The sequence below is a fragment of the Gordonia sp. WA4-43 genome, assembly GCF_020520305.1.
GTDB classification, from domain to species: Bacteria; Actinomycetota; Actinomycetes; order Mycobacteriales; family Mycobacteriaceae; genus Gordonia; species Gordonia hongkongensis.
Genome location: NZ_CP084736.1, coordinates 3,293,272 through 3,311,060 on the forward strand (window position 1 = coordinate 3,293,272; position 17,789 = coordinate 3,311,060).

Here is a 17,789-nt window from a genome sequence, read left to right on the forward strand (position 1 = left end):
CGGCTCTCAGCTCGGGGAGCAGTGGCGCGCGTCAGCTGTCGCCGCTCGCCACCCGCGCTGCGAAGCCGGAGAGGTGGCTCCGCAATGCCTGAATGCGTTGTTGCCGAACGGTTTCGGGGTCGTCTGTGGAGAAGATGGCCGACGGCTTAGCGCGGACGTTCGCCGAACACTCGAAGTTCGAGCAGATCAACGTCCCGACCGTGTTGCCCTTGCGTCCCGCGGCGCCGGCGAGTTTCGCACTGAAGAAGGCGACCTCGTTGGGCAGGTGCACGTCCTCGCAGAACGAGCACAGGGGCCGGGTTCGCGGCTGGCGGCCACCGAGACGGAGCATGATGCCCACGACGTCGTCGTCGGTCGGGATGACCACGTATCCGACCATCGGTAGTTTCGGGTCGCGCCAGCCGACGAAATCGATTCGCTCCCAGTCGAAGTCGTCGAAGTCGGGTGGAAGGGTCACGCTCTTGCGTTCGCGCAGCGAGGCGTTGACGAACGACGAACGGATCTGGGTTTCGGTCAAGGAATGCATGAGTGGATACACCTCAGGTGTCGGAGGAGGAAAAAGAGTGCACGATTCGACCGGCGCGGTCCACAACTGCGGGGACGCGCGCCGATCGGAGCGGGTTAATCAACCGTCGGCGCGCACGACGCCGACGACCTCCTCACGCCCGGAGGGCGACACACTGACAGACACGAGGACCGATGGTGAACCGCCGAACCTTCGCTGTCAACTCGATTACGGCGACCCGCGCGCTCACAAGATCCGTCCCCGCCCGAACCAAACGGCTGAGCGGGAACGGATCTCGTGAGCGACGACTATCAGGCAGCGAGGAGGCCCGCGATCCGCACCACCCGCTCCGCCATGTGTTCGAGCGCGGCCTTCGTCGCGTCGTCGAGCTCGTTCTTGTTCTCCGGACCCGTGACATGGGAGACGCCGTACGGGTTGCCGTCGGCGAACTTCAGTCCGTCCGTGTACCCGGGCGGGACGAGGATGCCGCCGAAGTGCATCAGCGATGTGTAGAGAGCGGTGAGGGTAGTCTCTTGCCCGCCGTGGGCGGTGTTGCTGGAGGTGTAGGCGGCGTAGGCCTTGTCGGCGAGCTTGCCCTCGGCCCACAGTCCCCCGAGAGAGTCGATGTATGTCTGGAACGGCGAAGCCGTGCTGCCGAACCGCGTCGGGCTCCCGAAGATGACGCCGTCTGCCCAGACGATGTCGTCGCCGGTCGCGGCGGGTAGGTCCTTGGTGGCCTCGTAGTTGGCCGACCAGGCCGGGTTCTCGGCGAACGTCTGCGGGTCCCGGGTTTCGGCAATGTGGCGGACTCGGACCTCGGCACCGGCGGATTCAGCGGCATCCGACAGCACCTGTGCCATCGCAGTGCCGTGTCCGGTGGCCGAGTAGTAGATGATCGCCAGCTTGGTCATGTGTACTCCCGTCTCGGTGATTGGCATGTGCCACCGACGGGTACCCACGAGCCGTGAGTCGACACCCACGCGCATACCGGGTACTCGTCGTGGACGGGATTCGTAGCCCCGTCCCGAACGGATAGTTGCGCGATGCTGTTCATCGGCACCTCCGGCTGGCAGTACCGGGACTGGCGCGGTGCCTTCTATCCCGAGAAGCTCCCACAACGACTGTGGCTGGACTTCTATGCGCGGCGATTCCCGACCGCCGAGGTCAACAACACCTTCTACCGGTTGCCCGAGCGGAAGGCGTTCGAGCGCTGGGCCGAGACGGTCCCCGCCGACTTCCGGATGGCCGCGAAGATGAGTCGCTATCTGGGGCACATCAAACGGCTCAACGAGCCGGCCGAACCGGTCCAGCGGTTCCTCGATCGGTCGGCCGGGCTCGACGGCCGGCTGGGACCGGTGCTCCTCGGAGTTGCCGCCCACTCTCCGCGCCATCCCCGACGCCCTCGACGAGACGCTCGCGAGGTTTCCGACGTCGGTGCAGGTCGCCGTCGAACCCCGGCGCGAGTCCTGGTGGTGCGACGAGACAAGGACGGTCCTCGAGCGGCACAACGCGGCGCTGTGCTGGGCCGACCGGAAGAACCGAATCCTCAACCCTCTTTGGCGCACAGCCGATTTCGGATACCTGCGCCTTCACGACGGGACGTCTCGACGACCGATGAGCTATGGAACCCGGGCGATCGACAGTTGGTTACGCCGTCTGTCGGAGTCCTTCGACGATTCGTGTGACGTCTACGTCTACTTCAACAACGACCCGGGATGCGCCGCGATCGACAACGCCGCCATCATGATCCGCCGCGCGCGACGCATGGGCACGACGGTGAAGACCGTCGGAGCTGACCCCATTGGCGGTCCGTCATTCGACGGAATCGGAGCGTCGGCCCGGTGGCGCCGCCCGCCGGTCTCGGTACGGTACGTGCATGTCGATCATCCTGATGCTCGCCGTCCTGCTCGTGCTGCTGGCGGTTCTCGGTGCCGGGATCGTCGGCATCGTCGTACTGGTGTCCCGTAAGTCGAAGAACTCGGCTGTCGACGCCGGACGGAATGGGATGGGTGGCTGGTACCCGGACCCGCAGTATCCGGACGTGGACCGGTACCACGACGGCCACGCCTGGACCGCTCACACGCGGCCCGCGTCGGCGCAGACTAGTAGCCGGCCGGCTCACCTCGCGTGACCGGCGTCACCTCATTTAATTGGCATCTCAGGTGCTAATTTGTGTTCTACTTACGACATGCAACTGACGCGCTTCACCGACATCGGCCTCCGGGTCGTGATGCGGCTGGCCGTCTCGGGTCAACATGACTCTGTTGCAACAGCTCTTACCACCAAGGATCTCGCCCGCGAACTCGCCGTCCCATACACACACGTCGCCAAGGTCGTCGGAAGGCTGTCGGAACTCGGCGTCGTACACGCTCGGCGCGGTCGAACCGGCGGGCTGACGATCACCGAACTCGGCCGCGATGCCCGCGTCGGGTGGCTCGCCCGTTCGCTCGAAGGTGACGGCGAGGTCGTGGAATGCGAAGGCGCACAACCCTGCCCGTTGCGCCACGCCTGCCGGCTCCGGGGGTCCCTCGCCCGAGCGGTCGCCGCATTCTATGAGAGTCTCGACTCCGAGACGGTCGCCGATCTCGCCCGCGAGCCGACGACCGCGGTGTTGCTGTCGCTGTCGTCCCGGCCGCCGCGGGACGGACCGGTATCCGAAGCTGCCGCACCCACAGCGACCTGACGCTGTAACCGCCTGCTGCGGTGGTGGTTTCGACAAGCTCAACCAGCGGGGGCGGCGCTCGACCCGTCACACATTCTTCCTGCGCACCAACCCGATGAGCAGATGAACAAAGGAGTTCTCATGCTGTCTGACACCCAACGCGCGACGATCGCCGCCACGCTTCCCGCCGTCGAAGGGTCGCTTGCGGAGATCACCCCGCGCTTCTATCGCGGACTGTTCGCCGCGCATCCCGATCTGCTCGACAATCTCTTCAACCGCACGCACCAGAAGTCGGGTGATCAGCCGCAGGCCCTTGCCGGTTCGATAGCCGCGTTCGCTCGTCTCCAGCTCGAGCCCGACGTCCGTCGCCAGCGTTTCATCCTCGACCGCATCGCACACAAGCATGCCTCACTCGGGGTCACAGCCGATCAGTATGCCGTTGTGCACGAGCATCTTTTCGCTGCGATCGTCGAAGTGCTCGGCGCTGCGGTCACTCCCGACGTCGCGGATGCCTGGGATCAGCTGTACTGGGACATGGCCGACCTGCTCATCGCATCGGAAGCCGAACTGTATGCCGCCGCCGACGTCGGTCCCGGGCAGGTCTGGCGTGAGGTCCGGGTCACCGACCGCGTGCAGGTCTCTCCCGACACGATCGCGCTGACCGTCGATGCAGTCGACGGTGATCTGCCGAGATTCCGACCTGGACAATACATATCCCTGCAGGTCCCCCTGGCCGACGGCGCCCGGCAGATCCGCCAGTACAGCCTCACGGGCTCGCCGGCGGAGTCGCGATGGCGGTTCAGTGTCAAACTCGCCGGCGAGGTGTCGGCGCATTTGCACGAGCACGTCTTCGAAGGTGACCTCCTCGATGTCAGCACGCCCTTCGGTGACCTGGTGCTGCCCGACGACGACGCTCCGCTCCTGCTCGCTTCGGCCGGGATCGGCTGCACACCTGTGATCGGGCTGCTCACCGCCCTGTCGGAGAAGCGCGACACCCGGCCGGTGACCGTCCTCCACGCCGACCGTTCGCGGGATCGTCAGCCGCACCGCGGCATGCTGGCTGCGCTGGTCGACTCGCTCCCGTCGGGCCGGCTGATCCAGTGGTACGAGAGCGCCTCGCCGCACGTCGTCTCGGACGCGATCCGCATCGGACAGATGACCCTCGACAACCTCGACGTCGAGAGGGATGCTCACATCATGCTCTGCGGTCCCACCGGATTCCTGTCGTCGATGCGTGAGGCCTTCGTCGGTCGCGACGTCGACGAGAGCCGGATTCACTACGAGACATTCGGACCGGAACTGCTCCGGACCGGCGCCCGATGAGCACCGCGGGCGCGGTGGTGACCGCGCTGACCTTCTTGTGGCTCGGAATGGTGTTCGCCATCTCGTTCATCGAGGCGCCGCTCAAGTTCCGTGCCCCCGGGGTGACTCTGCCCATCGGTCTCGGCATCGGCCGGTTGGTGTTCCGGGCGCTGAATGCGGCTGAGATCGTCTGGGCGGTCGGCATTCTGATCGCGGTTGTGTGGGGCTCGTGGTCCGGCGCTGCCGTGCCGATCACCGCCGGTGTGGCGATTGCCGCGCTCGCCGTTCAGTTGGTGGCCGTCCGACCGGCACTGACCAAGCGATCCGACGCAGTGCTCGCCGGACACGACGGACCTCGAAGTCACGCCCACCTCGTCTACGTCGGCTTCGAGGTCCTGAAGGTCGTCGCGCTTGTCTGGCTTGGTACCGCCGTGCTGATCGGTGCTGGCTGATCCCTCCCCAATCCGGAAGAACGACATGACCATTGATCCCTGAGGTTCGAGGAGCGCAAGCGACCCACCCCCTGCTCCCTGAGGTGCGAGGAGCGCAAGCGACCCACCCCCTGCTCCCTGAGGTGCGAGGAGCGCAAGCGACCCACCCCCTGCTCCCTGAGGTGCGAGGAGCGATAGCGACGAGCCACGAAGGGCCTGGTGAGACGCCTTGCGAGACCCTAATGGGGGTGGATCGGCGTCCTAATGGGGGTGGATCGGCGTCCTGCAGGGGATGCTGGTTTGTGTGAGCCTTCCCGGCCGGTGACCACTCCGAGACCCTGAAACGGTGTCGGATTTCTACACGAAGACCGTGGCCCGGCCGGGTAAGGATCACCCGCTAGTGGTGTGTCTCGGTTTTAGCTAACTCCTTGTTCGAGTGCGGCGCGGGCGCGGGCGACCTTGGCCAGGATCGACCTGGAGGTTGCGGTCCAGACATATGGTGTCGGGTTGTCGTTGTGGGCGTTGAGGTATTCCTCGATGCTCTCGATGAGGTCGGGCACGCTGGCGAAGATCCCACGGCGGATGTTCTTGTCGGTCAACTCCCGAAACCAGCGTTCGACCTGGTTGAGCCACGACGACGAGGTCGGGGTGAAATGGAAGTGAAAACGTTTGTGCCGCTCCAACCATCGCAGGACTTCGGGATGTTTGTGGGTGCCGTAGTTGTCCAGGATCACGTGCACCTGCAATCCCTTGGGGACTTCACGGTTAACGGTGTTGAGGAACGTGATGAACTCGCTGTGGCGATGTCTGGGTAAGCATTGTCCGATCACCGTGCCGGTGAGCACGTCGAGCGCGGCGAACAAGGTGGTGGTGCCGTTGCGTTTGTAGTCGTGGGTCATCGTAGCGGCACGGCCGGTGACCATCGGCAACGACGGCTGGGTTCGGTCGAGGGCTTGGATCTGTGATTTCTCGTCCATACACAGCACAATCGCCTTGTCCGGCGGTGTCAGGTACAAGCCGACCACATCGATCAGCTTCTCTTCGAACTGCGGATCGTTGGATACCTTGAACGTGTCCACCCGATGCGGCTTAAGCCCAAGATCAGACCAAATGCGTTGCACGGTAGCCGGACTCACCCCAACATGGGCGGCCATCGTGCGGCACGACCAATGGGTATGCCCGGGTGGAGTGCTCGTCTTGGTCAACCGCACGATCTCGGCGACCTTCTCCTCACTGATCGAAGACTTACGGCCCCGACCAGCTCGTACCTGCCCGAACTTCGTCAACCCGTCCTCGGCGAAACGCGTGCGCCACGCCCGCACTGTCACCGCGGTCACCCCAAGTTCCTCGGCGATCACCCGATTCGCTTCGCCGTCGGCGGCCATCAGCAAAACCCTGGCCCGCAACACCTCACGGTGCGGCGCGGTCTGCGCCCGCGCCAACGTTTCCAACGTCTCCCGCTCGGCTTTCGTCAACCGCAAACAAGCTGCCGGTGCACTCATCAACCCAGCCTACCGAACAACGAGCTAGACAATTGCGAGACACACCACTAGAACGCTTCTGGGATGTCGTGCCCCCTGAACCATGTGGGGTGAGCACTGATCCATTAGGCCGCGTCAAGGGTGATCACCCCAAGGTTCACACCGACGATCGATCGAGACGACCGAAGACGAGGTGAACGACCGACATGATCTGTGTGGGCAACGACTGGGCGTCGGATCATCACGACGTGTGCGTGATGGATGAACACGGCACCACCCTGGCCACCCGCCGACTACCCGAGAACGCGGCCGGCGTGACGGCGATGCATGACCTGCTCGCCCGGTTCGCCCACGACCCCTCTGAGGTGGTGGTGGGGATCGAAACCGATCACGGCATGTGGGTCGCCGCCCTGGTCGCCGCGGGCTATCAGGTGTATGCGATCAACCCGTTGTCGGTGTCGCGGTACCGCGACTGCCACCATGTCGGGGGCACCAAATCCGATAAGGCTGACGCGAAAACGCTGGCTGATCTGGTGCGGACCGACCGGCACAATCATCGATTGGTCGCCGCCGACACCGTCGAGGTCAAGGCGATCACGGTGATGGCCCGTACGCATCAGAATCTGGTGTGGGCGCGCTCAGCACAACAGAACGTGTTGCGCGCTCAACTGGGCGCCTACTATCCGGCCGCGGTCGATGCCTTCGGCGGCGACCTCGCCCACAAAGACTGCCTGGCGGTGTTGCGTCGCGCTCCCACCCCACGACAGGGAGCGGCACTGACGGTCGCGGCGATCCGATCAGCTCTGAAAAAGGTTGGCCGCCAACGCAATACCGATACCCGTGCCCGCGAGATCCAGCAGGCCCTGCGTGGGGGCGGTCATCTGAGCGCACCGGAGGCACTTACCGCAGCGTATGCGGCGACCGTGACCGTGACGGTGAACATGCTGACGACGCTCAACACCCAAATTGATCAACTGGAAACCAGTATGGCCCAGTCTTTTAGAGCGCATCGCCGACGCCGAGATCTACCTGTCCATGCCCGGAGTCGGTGACATCACCGGCGCCCGGATGCTTGGCGAGTTCGGGGACGACCCCGAACGCTATGCCACCGCCAAGTCTCGCAGAAACTATGCCGGCACCTCACCACGGACCATCGCCTCAGGCAAAGGGCACGTCGTGCTGGCCCGCCATATCCGCAACACCCGCCTCAACGCCGCCGCCATGGCGATGGCGCAAAGCGCGTTGACCGGCAGTCCCGGCGCCCGCGTCTACTACGACAGCCTGCGAGATCAGAAGAAGTCCCACCCCCAAGCCTTGCGTGCGCTCGCCAACCGGCTCATCGGCATCCTCCACGGCTGCCTCAAACACCGCACCCTCTACAACGAACACACCGCCTGGAACCACCGCGCCAACCTCGCCGCTTGACACCTTGCACCCCTGGGATGTCTTCGTGGCTCGCTTCGCTCGCACCTCAGGGAGCAGACGTTGGCTCGCTTCGCTCGCACCTCAGAATTGTCGTACCCACGGCATAGCGTGTGCACGACTGACACCGGGACGAGGGGACTTCGATGCCGAGCAGGATCGCTGCATTTCAGAACCACGACGCTGCGACGCTCGCCGGTTATCTCGAAGTGTGTGAGGACCAGTGGGAGAACTGGCAGAGCCGAGCAAACGGCGCCCGGTTGGTAGCAGCCGATTCGCGGACCATCCGGTTCTACGACGACGAGGCCGCGTACTGGAGCCACTTCGCGGAGATGCTCCGTTCCGCGATTGCCGAGGTGGAGGCGTCGACTCGACGAGCAGGGCGCCGACGACCGGCGTGACGTACCGGAGCTGACCACGCCGGGGTCCACCCCCGCCAGGCCGCATCCGAAAACCCTTGGCGCAGCGTCGTCTCCGCCTCGCCGATCTGGTAAGTTGGATCACACCCCATCCACGATCGGAAGATGTTGTGACGGAAGCGAATAAGTCTGGCCGACGCCCGGCGTACCAGGTCGTGGCCGACGCGCTTCGCGTACGCATCCTGGCGGGTGAACTGACCCCCGGTACCCGGCTGCCACCCGACACAGACTTGCGGGCCGAGTTCGGCGTGGGGCAGAGCACCGTCCGGGAGGCCATCCGGTCGCTCGCCAGCGAGAATCTCGTCCACACGACGCGCGGGGTCACCGGTGGAACGTTTGTCGCCACCCCCGACATCAGCCAACTGAGCGCTCACCTCGAAGCCGGGGTCACGCTGCTCGCGGCGGCCGAGGGCGTGACTGTCGACCAACTGATGGAGGTCCGGCAGCTCACCGAGGTCCCGGCCGCCGGCGTGGCCGCGTACCGCCACACCGACGCACACCTGGAAGAGTTGCGCGCCACCATCTTCGACGCCTCGGGCGAGATCGGTCCGGAGGTGTATGCGAACAACCAGGAGTTCCACCGCGTGCTGCTCCGGGCCGCGGACAATCCGCTTCTCGACCTGATCACCGTGCCGGTCTTCCGCGTCATCGGCAGTCGATTCAGCCGCGACGCCGCGCCCGAGGACTTCTGGAAGTGCGTCGACGAGGACCACCGCGCCATCCTCGATGCGGTAGAGAAGCGGGACTCCATGACGGCGATGACCCTCATGCGACGCCACCTCGACCACCTGGGTGACGTCTACAAGCAGATGGACCTGCTCAGACGCCAGGGCTGAGCAGGCCCGCCCCGCCCGAGTTCAGCCCACACCGACCCGGACCGGCGGGAGTCGCCGATGCCAGTCGGTGTGCGCCTGGAACTGATCGGCGAGTGCGAACAGCGTTCCCTCGCCACCTCTCGCCGCGGTCAACTGCGCCCCGATGGGCATGCCGGACGGATGCACGCCCACCGGTAGCGCCAGGGTCGGACCGTCGTGCAGCGACCACGGGTAGGTGAGCTGTCCCATCCGACGCGCCTGCGCCACAACGGCATCACCTCCACCGAGCGGCGGGACGTCGCCGGGCATCGCCGGGGTGAGGACCACATCGACCTCGCCGAACAGCTCAGCGGTCCCGGCACGGAACACGTCTCGCTGTCGCCGAGCGGCCACGACCTCCTCGTCGGAGATGCTCAGGCCCAGACGGATTCGTTCCCGGGTCGCGGGTTGGAACCGGCTCGGCTCATCGTTCAACCGCTCGGCGTGGGCCTCCGCCAGATCCGAGTAGATGAGGGTGTAGACGACGTCCTGTGCCGACTCGCTGTGACGTACCGGCACATTCACGATGCTGTGACCCAGTTCGCGAAGCAGGTCCGCGACGCCGGTCATCGCATTCCGTACTGCCGGATCCACGTCGTCGGTGACGAACGGCCACGGCATCGAGATGCGCAGCGGTCCGATCCGCAGCGGCGTCGGATCGGTGCCGGCGAGCACCGCGAACGTGTCACGGACCAGAGCGGCCGATCGTGCCAGTGGACCGACGGTGTCGAAGTCCGCACTGACGGGGAAGATCCCGGACATGTCGAGCACGCCGACCGACGGCCGCAGACCGGTCACGCCGCAGCACGCGGCGGGCAACCGAATCGATCCACCCGTGTCGGTACCGAGCGACACATCGACGACTCCCGCCGCCACCGCGACACCGGAACCGCCGCTCGATCCGCCCGGCACACGCGTCGGGTCCCACGGGTTCACCGGCCCGCCCGAGGCCGAATTCTGACTCGTCACACCGACCGCGAACTCGGCGAGGTTCAACGTCGAGGTGATCGTCGCACCCGCACGCTTCAACGCACCGACACAGACTGCATCGGACTCCGCCACCCGGTCGGCGAAGTACTTCGACCCACAGGTGGACCGCACCCCGCCGACCTCGATGTTGTCCTTCACACCGATCCGCACCCCGGACAGCGGGCCGGACTCAACCCCGGGATCGACGCCGAGCTCCTCGGGCACCCACGAGATGACCGTGTTCAAATGCTCAGCGAGCGAGACGATTTCGGCAGAGGAACTCCCGCCCGCCCTGGGAGCGGAGCGAGCGGGCCGATTGCCACCGACGCCGGAAGGGCCGGCGACAGAATCACCGGCCCTTCCTGTCGAACTGTTCAGGACGCCACCCGCGACGAACGCAGCTGCTCGGTGGCCGCTGCGTCGACCGTCCAGTCGTCGGTGTTCACGACGACACCGTAGTCCTGGCGTGCCTCCTCGGCGGTGAGGTACTCGTCCCACACGTCGGAGAGGACGGCGAACGGGTCGCGCAGGAACGGATCGCCGAAGCCGCCGCCCGACGGCATCCGGATCTCGAGACGCTCGCCCTCGCGGATGACCTCCTGGGTCACCTTGGAGAACAGCACCTCCTCGTCCGGGGTACCGGGATTGCGGACGAAGGATCCCGACGCGCCGCCGCCGCCGCCGAGAGCGCCGGCGGGCGGGTCGGTCCGGTTGTCGGCTTCCGACCCCAGGAAGGTGTCGGTCTGCATGTACCAGGTCCGCACGCTGCCGATGCCGCCGCGCCACTGGCCGGGAGCCGGTGACTCGTCGCGGAGTTCGTAGCGCTCGGCACGCATCGCGTGGTTGAGCTCGAGCTCCTCGATCGGGTTGTTACGGGTATTGGCCATCAGGGCGTCGACGGCGTCCATGCCGTCCTTGCCGTTACGGGCGCCGTAGGAACCCTCGTTGATCTCGATGTACACCCAGTACGACTCGCCGTCCTCGGCCAGACCGGAGTAGGCGATGGCGCACAGGGCGGCCGATGAACCGGCGATCGCCCGCTCGGGCAGCACCGGCGCGAGCGCCAGGTTGATCGAGTCGAAGATGCGGTTCACCTGCGAGAAGCGTGCGAAGCACGACGCCGGGAAGTCCGGGTTGAAGATCGTGCCCTCCGGCGCGTAGGCGCGCACCGGACGGAAGCAACCGTCGTTCTGCGGGACGAACTCCTCGGTGAGGTGCTCGTCGAGCAGGATCGTGCGGATGGCGCTGACCGCGACCGGCAGCACCGAACCCTCGAACGGCACGTTGAACGCCGTCGGCACCTGGTCGTTGGAACCGGTGAGGTCGATGAGGACGTCTTCGTCCTCGACCTGCACGCGGACCGCGACCTTCAGCGGCACACCGCGGTTCTTGCCGTCGTCGTCGAGGTAGCCGATCGGTGCTTCGTAGCTCCCGTTGGGGATCTGCCGGATCCGGCTGCGAAGCATCTCTTCCGAGTAGTCCATCCAGCGGTCGGCTGCACTCATGACGGTGTCGAGCCCGTGCTTCTCCAGCAGTTCGACGAACCGCTTCTCACCGATGCGCGAGCAGGCGATCAGCGCCTCGAGGTCACCGCGGTTCTGCTCCGGGGTGCGCACGTTGTCCAGGATGTGCTGGATCAGCATGTCGTTGCGGACGCCGCCGTCGTAGATCTTCATCGAGTCCATCAGCTTGCCCTCGGCCCAGACGTCGACGACGTCCATGCACAGACCTGGGAAGTTGCCGCCGATGTCAGAGACGTGACCGGTGCAGCCGGCGAAGCCGATGTGCTCACCCTCCCAGAAGATCGGGATGATCACGCCGTAGTCGGGGGAGTGTGCGGCACCGTGATACGGGTGGTTGTGCAGGATCACGTCACCGGGCTTGTACGTGCCGGCGAGCTTGCGGTTCACGCCGCGGATGTACGCGGGGATCGAACCACAGTGCATCGGAGTCGAATCCGACTCGCACAGCTCGCGGCCGTTGACGTCGAAGATGCCGGCGCCGAGGTCCTCGGACTCGCGGATGAGGCTCGAGTAGGCCATCCGGTAGAGGACCTGGGCCATCTCCTTGGCCATCGAGTTCAGCGCACCACCGATGACGCGCAGGGTGATCGGGTCGACCTCGACGGTGTTCCAGGTCCGGTTGGCCTCGGCGGCGAGCGAAACGCCGTCCGTGGGCATCAGAGCTTTCGCCATGTCAGGCGCTCCTCTCGATGATGATGTGGCCCACGGCGTCGACCGTGGCCTTCTGTCCGATGCCGACGATGGTCGTCGAGTCGAACTGCTGGACGATCGCGGGACCGTCGAAGGTGTTGCCCGCCTTGAAGAGTGCGCGGTCGTAGATGGGGGTGTCGACCCATTCCGGATCGGCCGAGTCGTTCTTCCAGAACAGCGCGCGGGTGGTGGCCTTGATCGCCGACGACGCGTCCGCGTCGCCCTTCTCGATCTCGGCGATGCGGATGTGCTCGACCGCGCCCACCCCGGTCACGCGGATGTTGACCAGCTGGACCGGCTTGTCGTCGAAGCGCTGCGAATACGTACGGCCGTGGACCTCGTGGAAGGTGGCCGCGGTCTTCTCGACCCATTCGTCGGTGATGTCGCCGGCAGGTGCGGGCACCCGGAGCTCGTAACCCTGTCCGACATAACGACAGTCGACGCTGCGCTCGAGAGTGATCGCGTGCTCGGCGATACCGTCGGCGCGAAGCTGGGCGACGGCCTGCTCGGACAGCCGGTCCATCTCGCGACGCAGCAACTCCAGATCGGGTTCGGCCGACGAGGTCCACACGGTGGTCGGCACCTCGTAGCGAACATCGGTGGTCAGCAGGCCGACCGCCGAGGTGATCCCGGGGTGGCCGGGCACGATGACACGCGGAATGCCGAGGTGTTCGGCGATCTGCCAGGCGTACAGGGGTCCGGCGCCACCCTCGGCGACCAACGAGAACTCGCGCGGGTCATAGCCTTTGCGCACCGAGTGCAGCGAGATGGCCTCGGTCATCGAGTGCGCGAGGATCTGGAAGATGCCCATCGCCGCGTGCTCGATGTCGGCACCGAGCTTGTCGGCAATGTGGGTCTGGACCGCCTCGGTGGCGAGTTCGGTCTTGACCTCCATGGTTCCCGACAGGAAGCTGTCCTCGCGGAGCCAGCCCATGACGACCATCGCATCGGTGGATGTGGGTTCGGTGCCGCCGCGGTTGTAGCAGGCCGGGCCGGGCATGGCACCGGCGCTGCGCGGTCCGACGCGGAACATGCCGCCCTCGTCGATGCTGGCGATGGATCCGCCGCCGGCACCGATGGTGTCGACCTCGGCCATCGGCACCATCGCGTGGTAGTCGCCGATGCGGGTGTCGAGCAGGTGCTTCATGCGGAGCTTGCCGTCGGGGGCGACGCCGATGTCGGCGGAGGTGCCGCCCACGTCGAGGGTGATGACGCTCGGGTAGCCCGACGCCTTGCCGATGAAGCAGCCGCCGAGGAGTCCGGCGACGACACCGCTGGTCAGGAGCGAGACCGGGACCTCGCTGGCGCTGCGCGACGTGACGAGACCGCCGGCGGAGGTCATCAGGTGGACGTCCTCGCCGACCTGTGCGGCCTTGGCCTTGCCGGCCAGGTTCTCGATGTAGCGGGAGGTCTTGGGGCCGACGAACGCGTTGAGCGCGGTGGTGGAGAAGCGCTCGTACTCGCGGTACTGCGAGGCGACGTCGCTGGACAGCGAGACGAACACGCCGGGGTACTCCTCGGCGATGATGTCCCGGACGCGGTGCTCGTGGGCCGGATTGCGGTAGGCGTGCAGGAAGGCCACCGCGATGGCCTCGACACCGCGCTCGCGGAGCAGGCCCACCTCGCGGCGAACGGCGTCCTCGTCGAGCGGGGTGAGCACGTTTCCGGCCGCGTCCATCCGCTCGGCGACGGTGCGCCGGTTGCGACGGGGCACCAGCTGCCACTTCTGCCACGGCAGATCCTGGTAGTTGGAGTAGTTCAGGGGGCGCTTCTTGCGCGCGATGTGCAGGATGTCCCGGAAGCCGTCGGTGGTGATCATGCCGACGTCACTGCCGTTGTGCTCCAGCACGATGTTGGTGGCCACGGTCGTGCCGTGGAAGAACATCTCGATGTCCGCGACGTCGATGCCCGCGCGTTCGGCGAGCACCCCGATCCCGTCCATCGTGCCGATCGAGGGATCGTGGTTGGTCGACGGCGTCTTGTGCACCGTGACCGTCCCGTCGTCGTCCCACAGGACCAGGTCGGTGAACGTGCCGCCCACATCCACGCCGATTCGCTTCATCGAAACTCGCTTCCTCTGTACATGCCGTCACCCCGACGTCTTCAGCTGTGTCCCCGATGACGGGAGTGATCTGAGCCATAGCTGCGCTCCGGCGCATCATGCAATACATCGGAGGGTTTCGGCAACACCTGCGGCGAAACTCAGGGTATTGCCAGGATGACGAGATCCTTGACGTTCTAAAGATCAGATGTTTATGGTGGTCCGCGTCACGGCTCGTTGTGTGCATTCCACGACGCCGCACCCTGAGGAGGACCATTGACCACCCATCCCGCCACTCTCGGACGCTTCTTCGAGGACTACGTCGTGGGCGACGTCTACCAACACCCGATGGGCCGCACCATCACCGACACCGACAACGCGTGGATCACATGCCTGTCGATGAACACCAACCAGAACCACTTCAACTCCCACCTCGCCGCGACGAATCCCATCACCGACGGCAAGGTCATCGTGAACTCGGGTCTGACCATCGCCCTGGTCCTCGGACTCTCGGTCATCGACATGAGCCAGAACGCGGTCGCGAACCTGCAGTTCACCGACGTCAAACTGGCCCACCCGGTCTACGTCGGCGACACCATCTACGCCGAGAGCATCTGCACCGACCTGCGCCTGTCCCAGTCCCGTCCCTACGCGGGGATCGTGTCGATGGTGACCCGCGGGATCAACCAGGACGGCGAGGTCGTCATCTCCTGGAAGCGTTCGGTGATGGTCGCGACCCGCGAGAGCGGCATCGGACAGAACTACTTCCCCGAGGTCAAGGCCCCGTCCCTGACCGAGCTGACCGGAACCACCGAGGGGAGCGTCGGATGAAGCCGCTCGAGGACGTCCGCATCATCGCCATCGAGCAGTACGGCGCCGGCCCGTTCGGCAGCGTCCACCTCGCCGACCTCGGCGCGGACGTGCTGAAGATCGAGGAGCCGCAGTCCGGCGGCGACGTCGGAAGGTATGTCCCCCCGTACAACTCGGGCGAGGATTCCCTGTTCTTCGAGGCCTTCAATCGCAACAAGCGCAGTCTCTCACTGGATCTCGCGACCCCCGGCGGCCGCAAGGTGTTCGAGGACCTCGTCCGGACCAGCGACGCGGTCTACTCCAATCTGCGCGGCGACGTCCCGGCGAAGATCAAGATCACCTACGACGATCTCAAACACCTCAACCCGGCGATCGTCTGCTGCAGCCTGACCGGCTTCGGCATGACCGGTCCGCGCGCCAAGCAGCCCGGTTACGACTACATCCTGCAGGGCCTGGCCGGCTGGATGGACCTCACCGGCGATCCGGACGGACCGCCCACGAAATCCGGTCTGTCCCTTGTGGATTTCTCCGGCGGATTCGTCGCCGCCCTGAGCCTGATGGCCGGTCTGCACGCCGCGCGCCGCGATGGTGTCGGCGGCGACTGCGACGTCTCGCTGTACGACACCGCGGTCTCCATGCTCACCTACCCGGCCGCATGGCATCTCAATGCCGGTTACCGTCCGGGTCGCACCAAGAACTCGGCGCATCCGTCGCTGGTGCCGTTCCAGGCCTTCGAGGCCACCGACGGTTGGTTCGTCGTCGGCTGCGCCAAGGAGAAGTTCTGGGTGCGCCTCGCCGAGGCCATCGGTCTGGCCGAGCTGCTCGACGATCCGCGGTTCACCGACTTCGCCGCCCGCGGACAGCACAAGGACGAGCTGCTGCCGATCCTGGAGAAGCGATTCGCCGAGTCGACCGTCGACCACTGGGTGTCGCTGCTTACCGACGCGGGGGTTCCCACCGGGCCGATCAACGACGTCGAGCAGGCGCTCACCGAGGAGCACACGCTCGCACGCGGTCTCATCGCCACCACCGAACACGAGGTGTGGGGTGAGGTCCGGCAGGTGACCTCGCCGGTGCGTTTCGGCACGGACAAGACGGAGTATCGTCGGGCACCGCATCGCAACGAGAACTTCGACGAGGTGATGGGTCTGCTGGGCTACAGCGCGGACGACGTCCGTGGTCTCGTCGACGGCGGCGCCTTCGGCGCGGTCGCCCAGACTCCCTCCGGTCAGGCCCCCTCCGGTCAGGCCCCGTCGTGACCGCCCGCCGACTCGCGAGCTGGGCCGCCGGCCTGAGCATCGACGCCATCCCCGAGACCACCCGCCGCGCCGCACTCCGACACCAGCTCGACGGCATCGGCAACGGGATCGGGGCCCGGCGCCTCGACCAGGGCGGACCGGGGTTGACGGTGGCTCGCGCGCTCGGCGGTCCCGCCCAGGCCCACCCGCTCGGAGATGCCGAGGCGATCTCGTCCCCCGCGGCGGCGTTCGCCAACGGCGTGCTGATGCATGCGCTCGACTTCGACGACACGCACGCCGGCGCGCTGGTGCACCCGACGACGGTCGTGGCCCCGGCGGTGCTGGCGGTCGCCGAGGAGGTCGACGCGACCGGCGCCGACACCGTCGTCGCGCTGGTGGCCGGGCTCGAGGTCGCGTGCCGTCTCGGCGCGGCCGCGCCCCACGGATTCCATGCGCGCGGACTGCACGCCACCGCCGTCGTCGGTCCGCTCGCCGGTGCCGTCGCCGCCGGATTGCTGTACGGCGCCGGGACCGATGTGCTCACCAACGCGATCGGCATCGCCGCGTCGTCGTCGGGTGGGCTCCTCGAGTTCCTCGACACCGGCGCGAACACCAAGACCCTGCACCCCGGGAACGCGGGCTTCAGCGGTGTCCTGGCCGCGCGGCTCGCGGTGGCCGGGGCGAGCGGACCCGAGTCGGTGCTCGAAGGCCGCCGCGGTCTGTACCGTGCGCTGGCCGATCGCGAGATAGATCCCGACACCATCGTGGCCGACCTCGGAACCCGCTGGGAGAGTGCCAGTATCGGCATCAAGCCGTACCCGAGCTGCCAGCTGATGCATGCCGCGCTCGACGCGGTCGGCGCCGCACTGGTCACGGCCGGTGAGCAGGGTCGCGAGATCACGCCGGGGAACATCACGAGCATCGCCGTCGACGTCCACCCCGACAGCGTCGAGATCGTCTGCGGCCCGGGCACCGGTACCCGCAGCCCGCGCAGCGCCTACGACGCCAAGTTCGATCTGCCGTGGAGCGTCGCCGCCCTCGTGCACGACGGTGCCGTCACCGTGGACACCTACGCTGTGGACTCGATCGGGCGCCCCGAGGTCGCGACCACCGCGGGACTCGTCGAGGTCACCACCGTGCCCGATGACCGCCCGGCCGCCGACGCCGCCGGCCGGGCGGTCATCACCTTCGCCGACGGCTCCCGGGTCGTCGGCGAGGTGCCGTGCAGCCGTGGCACTTCGGGCCGACCGATGGACGACGCCGCCGTGGCCGCGAAGTTCCGCGGGAACAGCGGTGGCGAAGATGCCTCCGATGACCTCGTCGACGCGGTGTTCGGTCTCCCGAACGCATCGTCGGTCGTACCGATCACCACCCTCGCGACGACCATCGTCGCCGCCGGCTGACGCACACCACGCCCATCTCGCCGTGGGTTTGCCGCCGCG

The 17,789-nt window shown here is 66.5% G+C and carries 15 protein-coding genes and 2 pseudogenes; 11 read left to right on the top strand and 6 right to left on the bottom strand.

The window, feature by feature from the left end; all coding sequences use genetic code 11:
* Nucleotides 1–31: 31 nt before the first annotated feature.
* Both LEL84_RS14705 and wrbA read right to left on the bottom strand, forming a co-directional pair.
* Nucleotides 32–526 (bottom strand): FBP domain-containing protein, encoded by a 495-nt coding sequence (locus tag LEL84_RS14705; RefSeq protein WP_065630688.1) that lies wholly within the window; start codon nucleotides 524–526, stop codon nucleotides 32–34.
* A 290-nt stretch (nucleotides 527–816) separates the two neighbouring features.
* Nucleotides 817–1,416, bottom strand: coding sequence for an NAD(P)H:quinone oxidoreductase (gene wrbA / locus LEL84_RS14710; RefSeq protein ID WP_226512014.1), 600 nt, complete (start codon nucleotides 1,414–1,416; stop codon nucleotides 817–819).
* Nucleotides 1,417–1,548: 132 nt separating this feature from the next.
* Between wrbA and LEL84_RS14715 the strand changes: the two are divergent.
* From LEL84_RS14715 to LEL84_RS14735, 5 genes and pseudogenes are all read left to right on the top strand, one after another.
* Nucleotides 1,549–2,293 (top strand): annotated as a pseudogene (locus LEL84_RS14715) (DUF72 domain-containing protein); the annotation flags it as partial.
* Nucleotides 2,294–2,381: 88 nt separating this feature from the next.
* Nucleotides 2,382–2,636: a DUF2510 domain-containing protein gene (locus LEL84_RS14720; RefSeq protein WP_058253034.1), complete on the top strand. Its 255-nt coding sequence runs from the start codon at nucleotides 2,382–2,384 to the stop codon at nucleotides 2,634–2,636.
* A gap of 57 nt (nucleotides 2,637–2,693) precedes the next feature.
* Nucleotides 2,694–3,188, top strand: coding sequence for an RrF2 family transcriptional regulator (locus LEL84_RS14725; protein ID WP_058253035.1), 495 nt, complete (start codon nucleotides 2,694–2,696; stop codon nucleotides 3,186–3,188).
* A 120-nt stretch (nucleotides 3,189–3,308) separates the two neighbouring features.
* Complete coding sequence (locus LEL84_RS14730) at nucleotides 3,309–4,490, top strand: globin domain-containing protein (RefSeq protein WP_058253036.1); 1,182 nt, start codon at nucleotides 3,309–3,311, stop codon at nucleotides 4,488–4,490.
* Nucleotides 4,487–4,921, top strand: a complete 435-nt coding sequence (locus tag LEL84_RS14735; protein WP_065630633.1) for a hypothetical protein — start codon at nucleotides 4,487–4,489, stop codon at nucleotides 4,919–4,921. Before LEL84_RS14730 ends, LEL84_RS14735 begins: the two co-directional genes overlap by 4 nt.
* A 395-nt stretch (nucleotides 4,922–5,316) precedes the next feature.
* Here LEL84_RS14735 and LEL84_RS14740 read toward each other — a convergent pair whose 3' ends face one another.
* Complete coding sequence (locus LEL84_RS14740; RefSeq protein WP_211540894.1) at nucleotides 5,317–6,402, bottom strand: IS630 family transposase; 1,086 nt, start codon at nucleotides 6,400–6,402, stop codon at nucleotides 5,317–5,319.
* 185 nt (nucleotides 6,403–6,587) lie between these two features.
* Between LEL84_RS14740 and LEL84_RS14745 the strand changes: the two are divergent.
* The 3 genes and pseudogenes from LEL84_RS14745 (at nucleotide 6,588) to LEL84_RS14755 (ending at nucleotide 9,058) form a co-directional block, all read left to right on the top strand.
* Nucleotides 6,588–7,806, top strand: a pseudogene (locus LEL84_RS14745) (IS110 family transposase).
* Nucleotides 7,807–7,949: 143 nt separating this feature from the next.
* Complete coding sequence (locus LEL84_RS14750) at nucleotides 7,950–8,204, top strand: hypothetical protein (RefSeq protein WP_058253038.1); 255 nt, start codon at nucleotides 7,950–7,952, stop codon at nucleotides 8,202–8,204.
* Nucleotides 8,205–8,332: 128 nt separating this feature from the next.
* Entirely contained in the window at nucleotides 8,333–9,058 is a 726-nt protein-coding gene (locus tag LEL84_RS14755) for a FadR/GntR family transcriptional regulator (protein ID WP_065632057.1), read from the top strand.
* Nucleotides 9,059–9,079: 21 nt separating this feature from the next.
* Here the strand turns inward: LEL84_RS14755 and LEL84_RS14760 are convergent, their stop codons facing one another.
* The 3 genes from LEL84_RS14760 to LEL84_RS14770 form a co-directional block, all read right to left on the bottom strand.
* The gene (locus tag LEL84_RS14760; RefSeq protein ID WP_083207459.1) at nucleotides 9,080–10,291 is read right to left on the bottom strand and encodes an amidase; all 1,212 of its coding nucleotides are present in this window, start codon (nucleotides 10,289–10,291) and stop codon (nucleotides 9,080–9,082) included.
* Between the two features lie 128 nt (nucleotides 10,292–10,419).
* Entirely contained in the window at nucleotides 10,420–12,240 is a 1,821-nt protein-coding gene (locus LEL84_RS14765; RefSeq protein ID WP_065632056.1) for a hydantoinase B/oxoprolinase family protein, read from the bottom strand.
* 1 nt (nucleotide 12,241) lies between these two features.
* Entirely contained in the window at nucleotides 12,242–14,320 is a 2,079-nt protein-coding gene (locus LEL84_RS14770) for a hydantoinase/oxoprolinase family protein (protein ID WP_065632055.1), read from the bottom strand.
* A 255-nt stretch (nucleotides 14,321–14,575) separates the two neighbouring features.
* Between LEL84_RS14770 and LEL84_RS14775 the strand changes: the two genes are divergently transcribed.
* Genes LEL84_RS14775 through LEL84_RS14785 form a run of 3 tightly spaced genes read left to right on the top strand, consistent with a single transcriptional unit; the run spans nucleotide 14,576 to nucleotide 17,750 of the window.
* Nucleotides 14,576–15,130: a MaoC family dehydratase gene (locus LEL84_RS14775; RefSeq protein ID WP_065632054.1), complete on the top strand. Its 555-nt coding sequence runs from the start codon at nucleotides 14,576–14,578 to the stop codon at nucleotides 15,128–15,130.
* On the top strand, nucleotides 15,127–16,368 hold the full coding sequence (locus LEL84_RS14780) for a CaiB/BaiF CoA transferase family protein (RefSeq protein ID WP_065632053.1): 1,242 nt from the start codon (nucleotides 15,127–15,129) through the stop codon (nucleotides 16,366–16,368). Before LEL84_RS14775 ends, LEL84_RS14780 begins: the two co-directional genes overlap by 4 nt.
* On the top strand, nucleotides 16,365–17,750 hold the full coding sequence (locus LEL84_RS14785; protein ID WP_226512015.1) for an MmgE/PrpD family protein: 1,386 nt from the start codon (nucleotides 16,365–16,367) through the stop codon (nucleotides 17,748–17,750). The genes LEL84_RS14780 and LEL84_RS14785 overlap by 4 nt, the downstream gene beginning before the upstream one ends.
* The last annotated feature ends 39 nt before the right edge of the window (nucleotides 17,751–17,789 follow it).

What these genes read in the sequence shown, in the direction of transcription:
- wrbA (WP_226512014.1), bottom strand. Translation starts at nt 1,416, where the DNA reads ATGACCAAGCTGGCGATCATCTACTACTCGGCCACCGGACACGGCACT.
- LEL84_RS14730 (WP_058253036.1), top strand. Translation starts at nt 3,309, where the DNA reads ATGCTGTCTGACACCCAACGCGCGACGATCGCCGCCACGCTTCCCGCC.
- LEL84_RS14780 (WP_065632053.1), top strand. Translation starts at nt 15,127, where the DNA reads ATGAAGCCGCTCGAGGACGTCCGCATCATCGCCATCGAGCAGTACGGC.
- LEL84_RS14750 (WP_058253038.1), top strand. Translation starts at nt 7,950, where the DNA reads ATGCCGAGCAGGATCGCTGCATTTCAGAACCACGACGCTGCGACGCTC.
- LEL84_RS14725 (WP_058253035.1), top strand. Translation starts at nt 2,694, where the DNA reads ATGCAACTGACGCGCTTCACCGACATCGGCCTCCGGGTCGTGATGCGG.
- LEL84_RS14720 (WP_058253034.1), top strand. Translation starts at nt 2,382, where the DNA reads ATGTCGATCATCCTGATGCTCGCCGTCCTGCTCGTGCTGCTGGCGGTT.
- LEL84_RS14765 (WP_065632056.1), bottom strand. Translation starts at nt 12,240, where the DNA reads ATGGCGAAAGCTCTGATGCCCACGGACGGCGTTTCGCTCGCCGCCGAG.
- LEL84_RS14705 (WP_065630688.1), bottom strand. Translation starts at nt 526, where the DNA reads ATGCATTCCTTGACCGAAACCCAGATCCGTTCGTCGTTCGTCAACGCC.
- LEL84_RS14770 (WP_065632055.1), bottom strand. Translation starts at nt 14,320, where the DNA reads ATGAAGCGAATCGGCGTGGATGTGGGCGGCACGTTCACCGACCTGGTC.
- LEL84_RS14740 (WP_211540894.1), bottom strand. Translation starts at nt 6,402, where the DNA reads ATGAGTGCACCGGCAGCTTGTTTGCGGTTGACGAAAGCCGAGCGGGAG.
- LEL84_RS14735 (WP_065630633.1), top strand. Translation starts at nt 4,487, where the DNA reads ATGAGCACCGCGGGCGCGGTGGTGACCGCGCTGACCTTCTTGTGGCTC.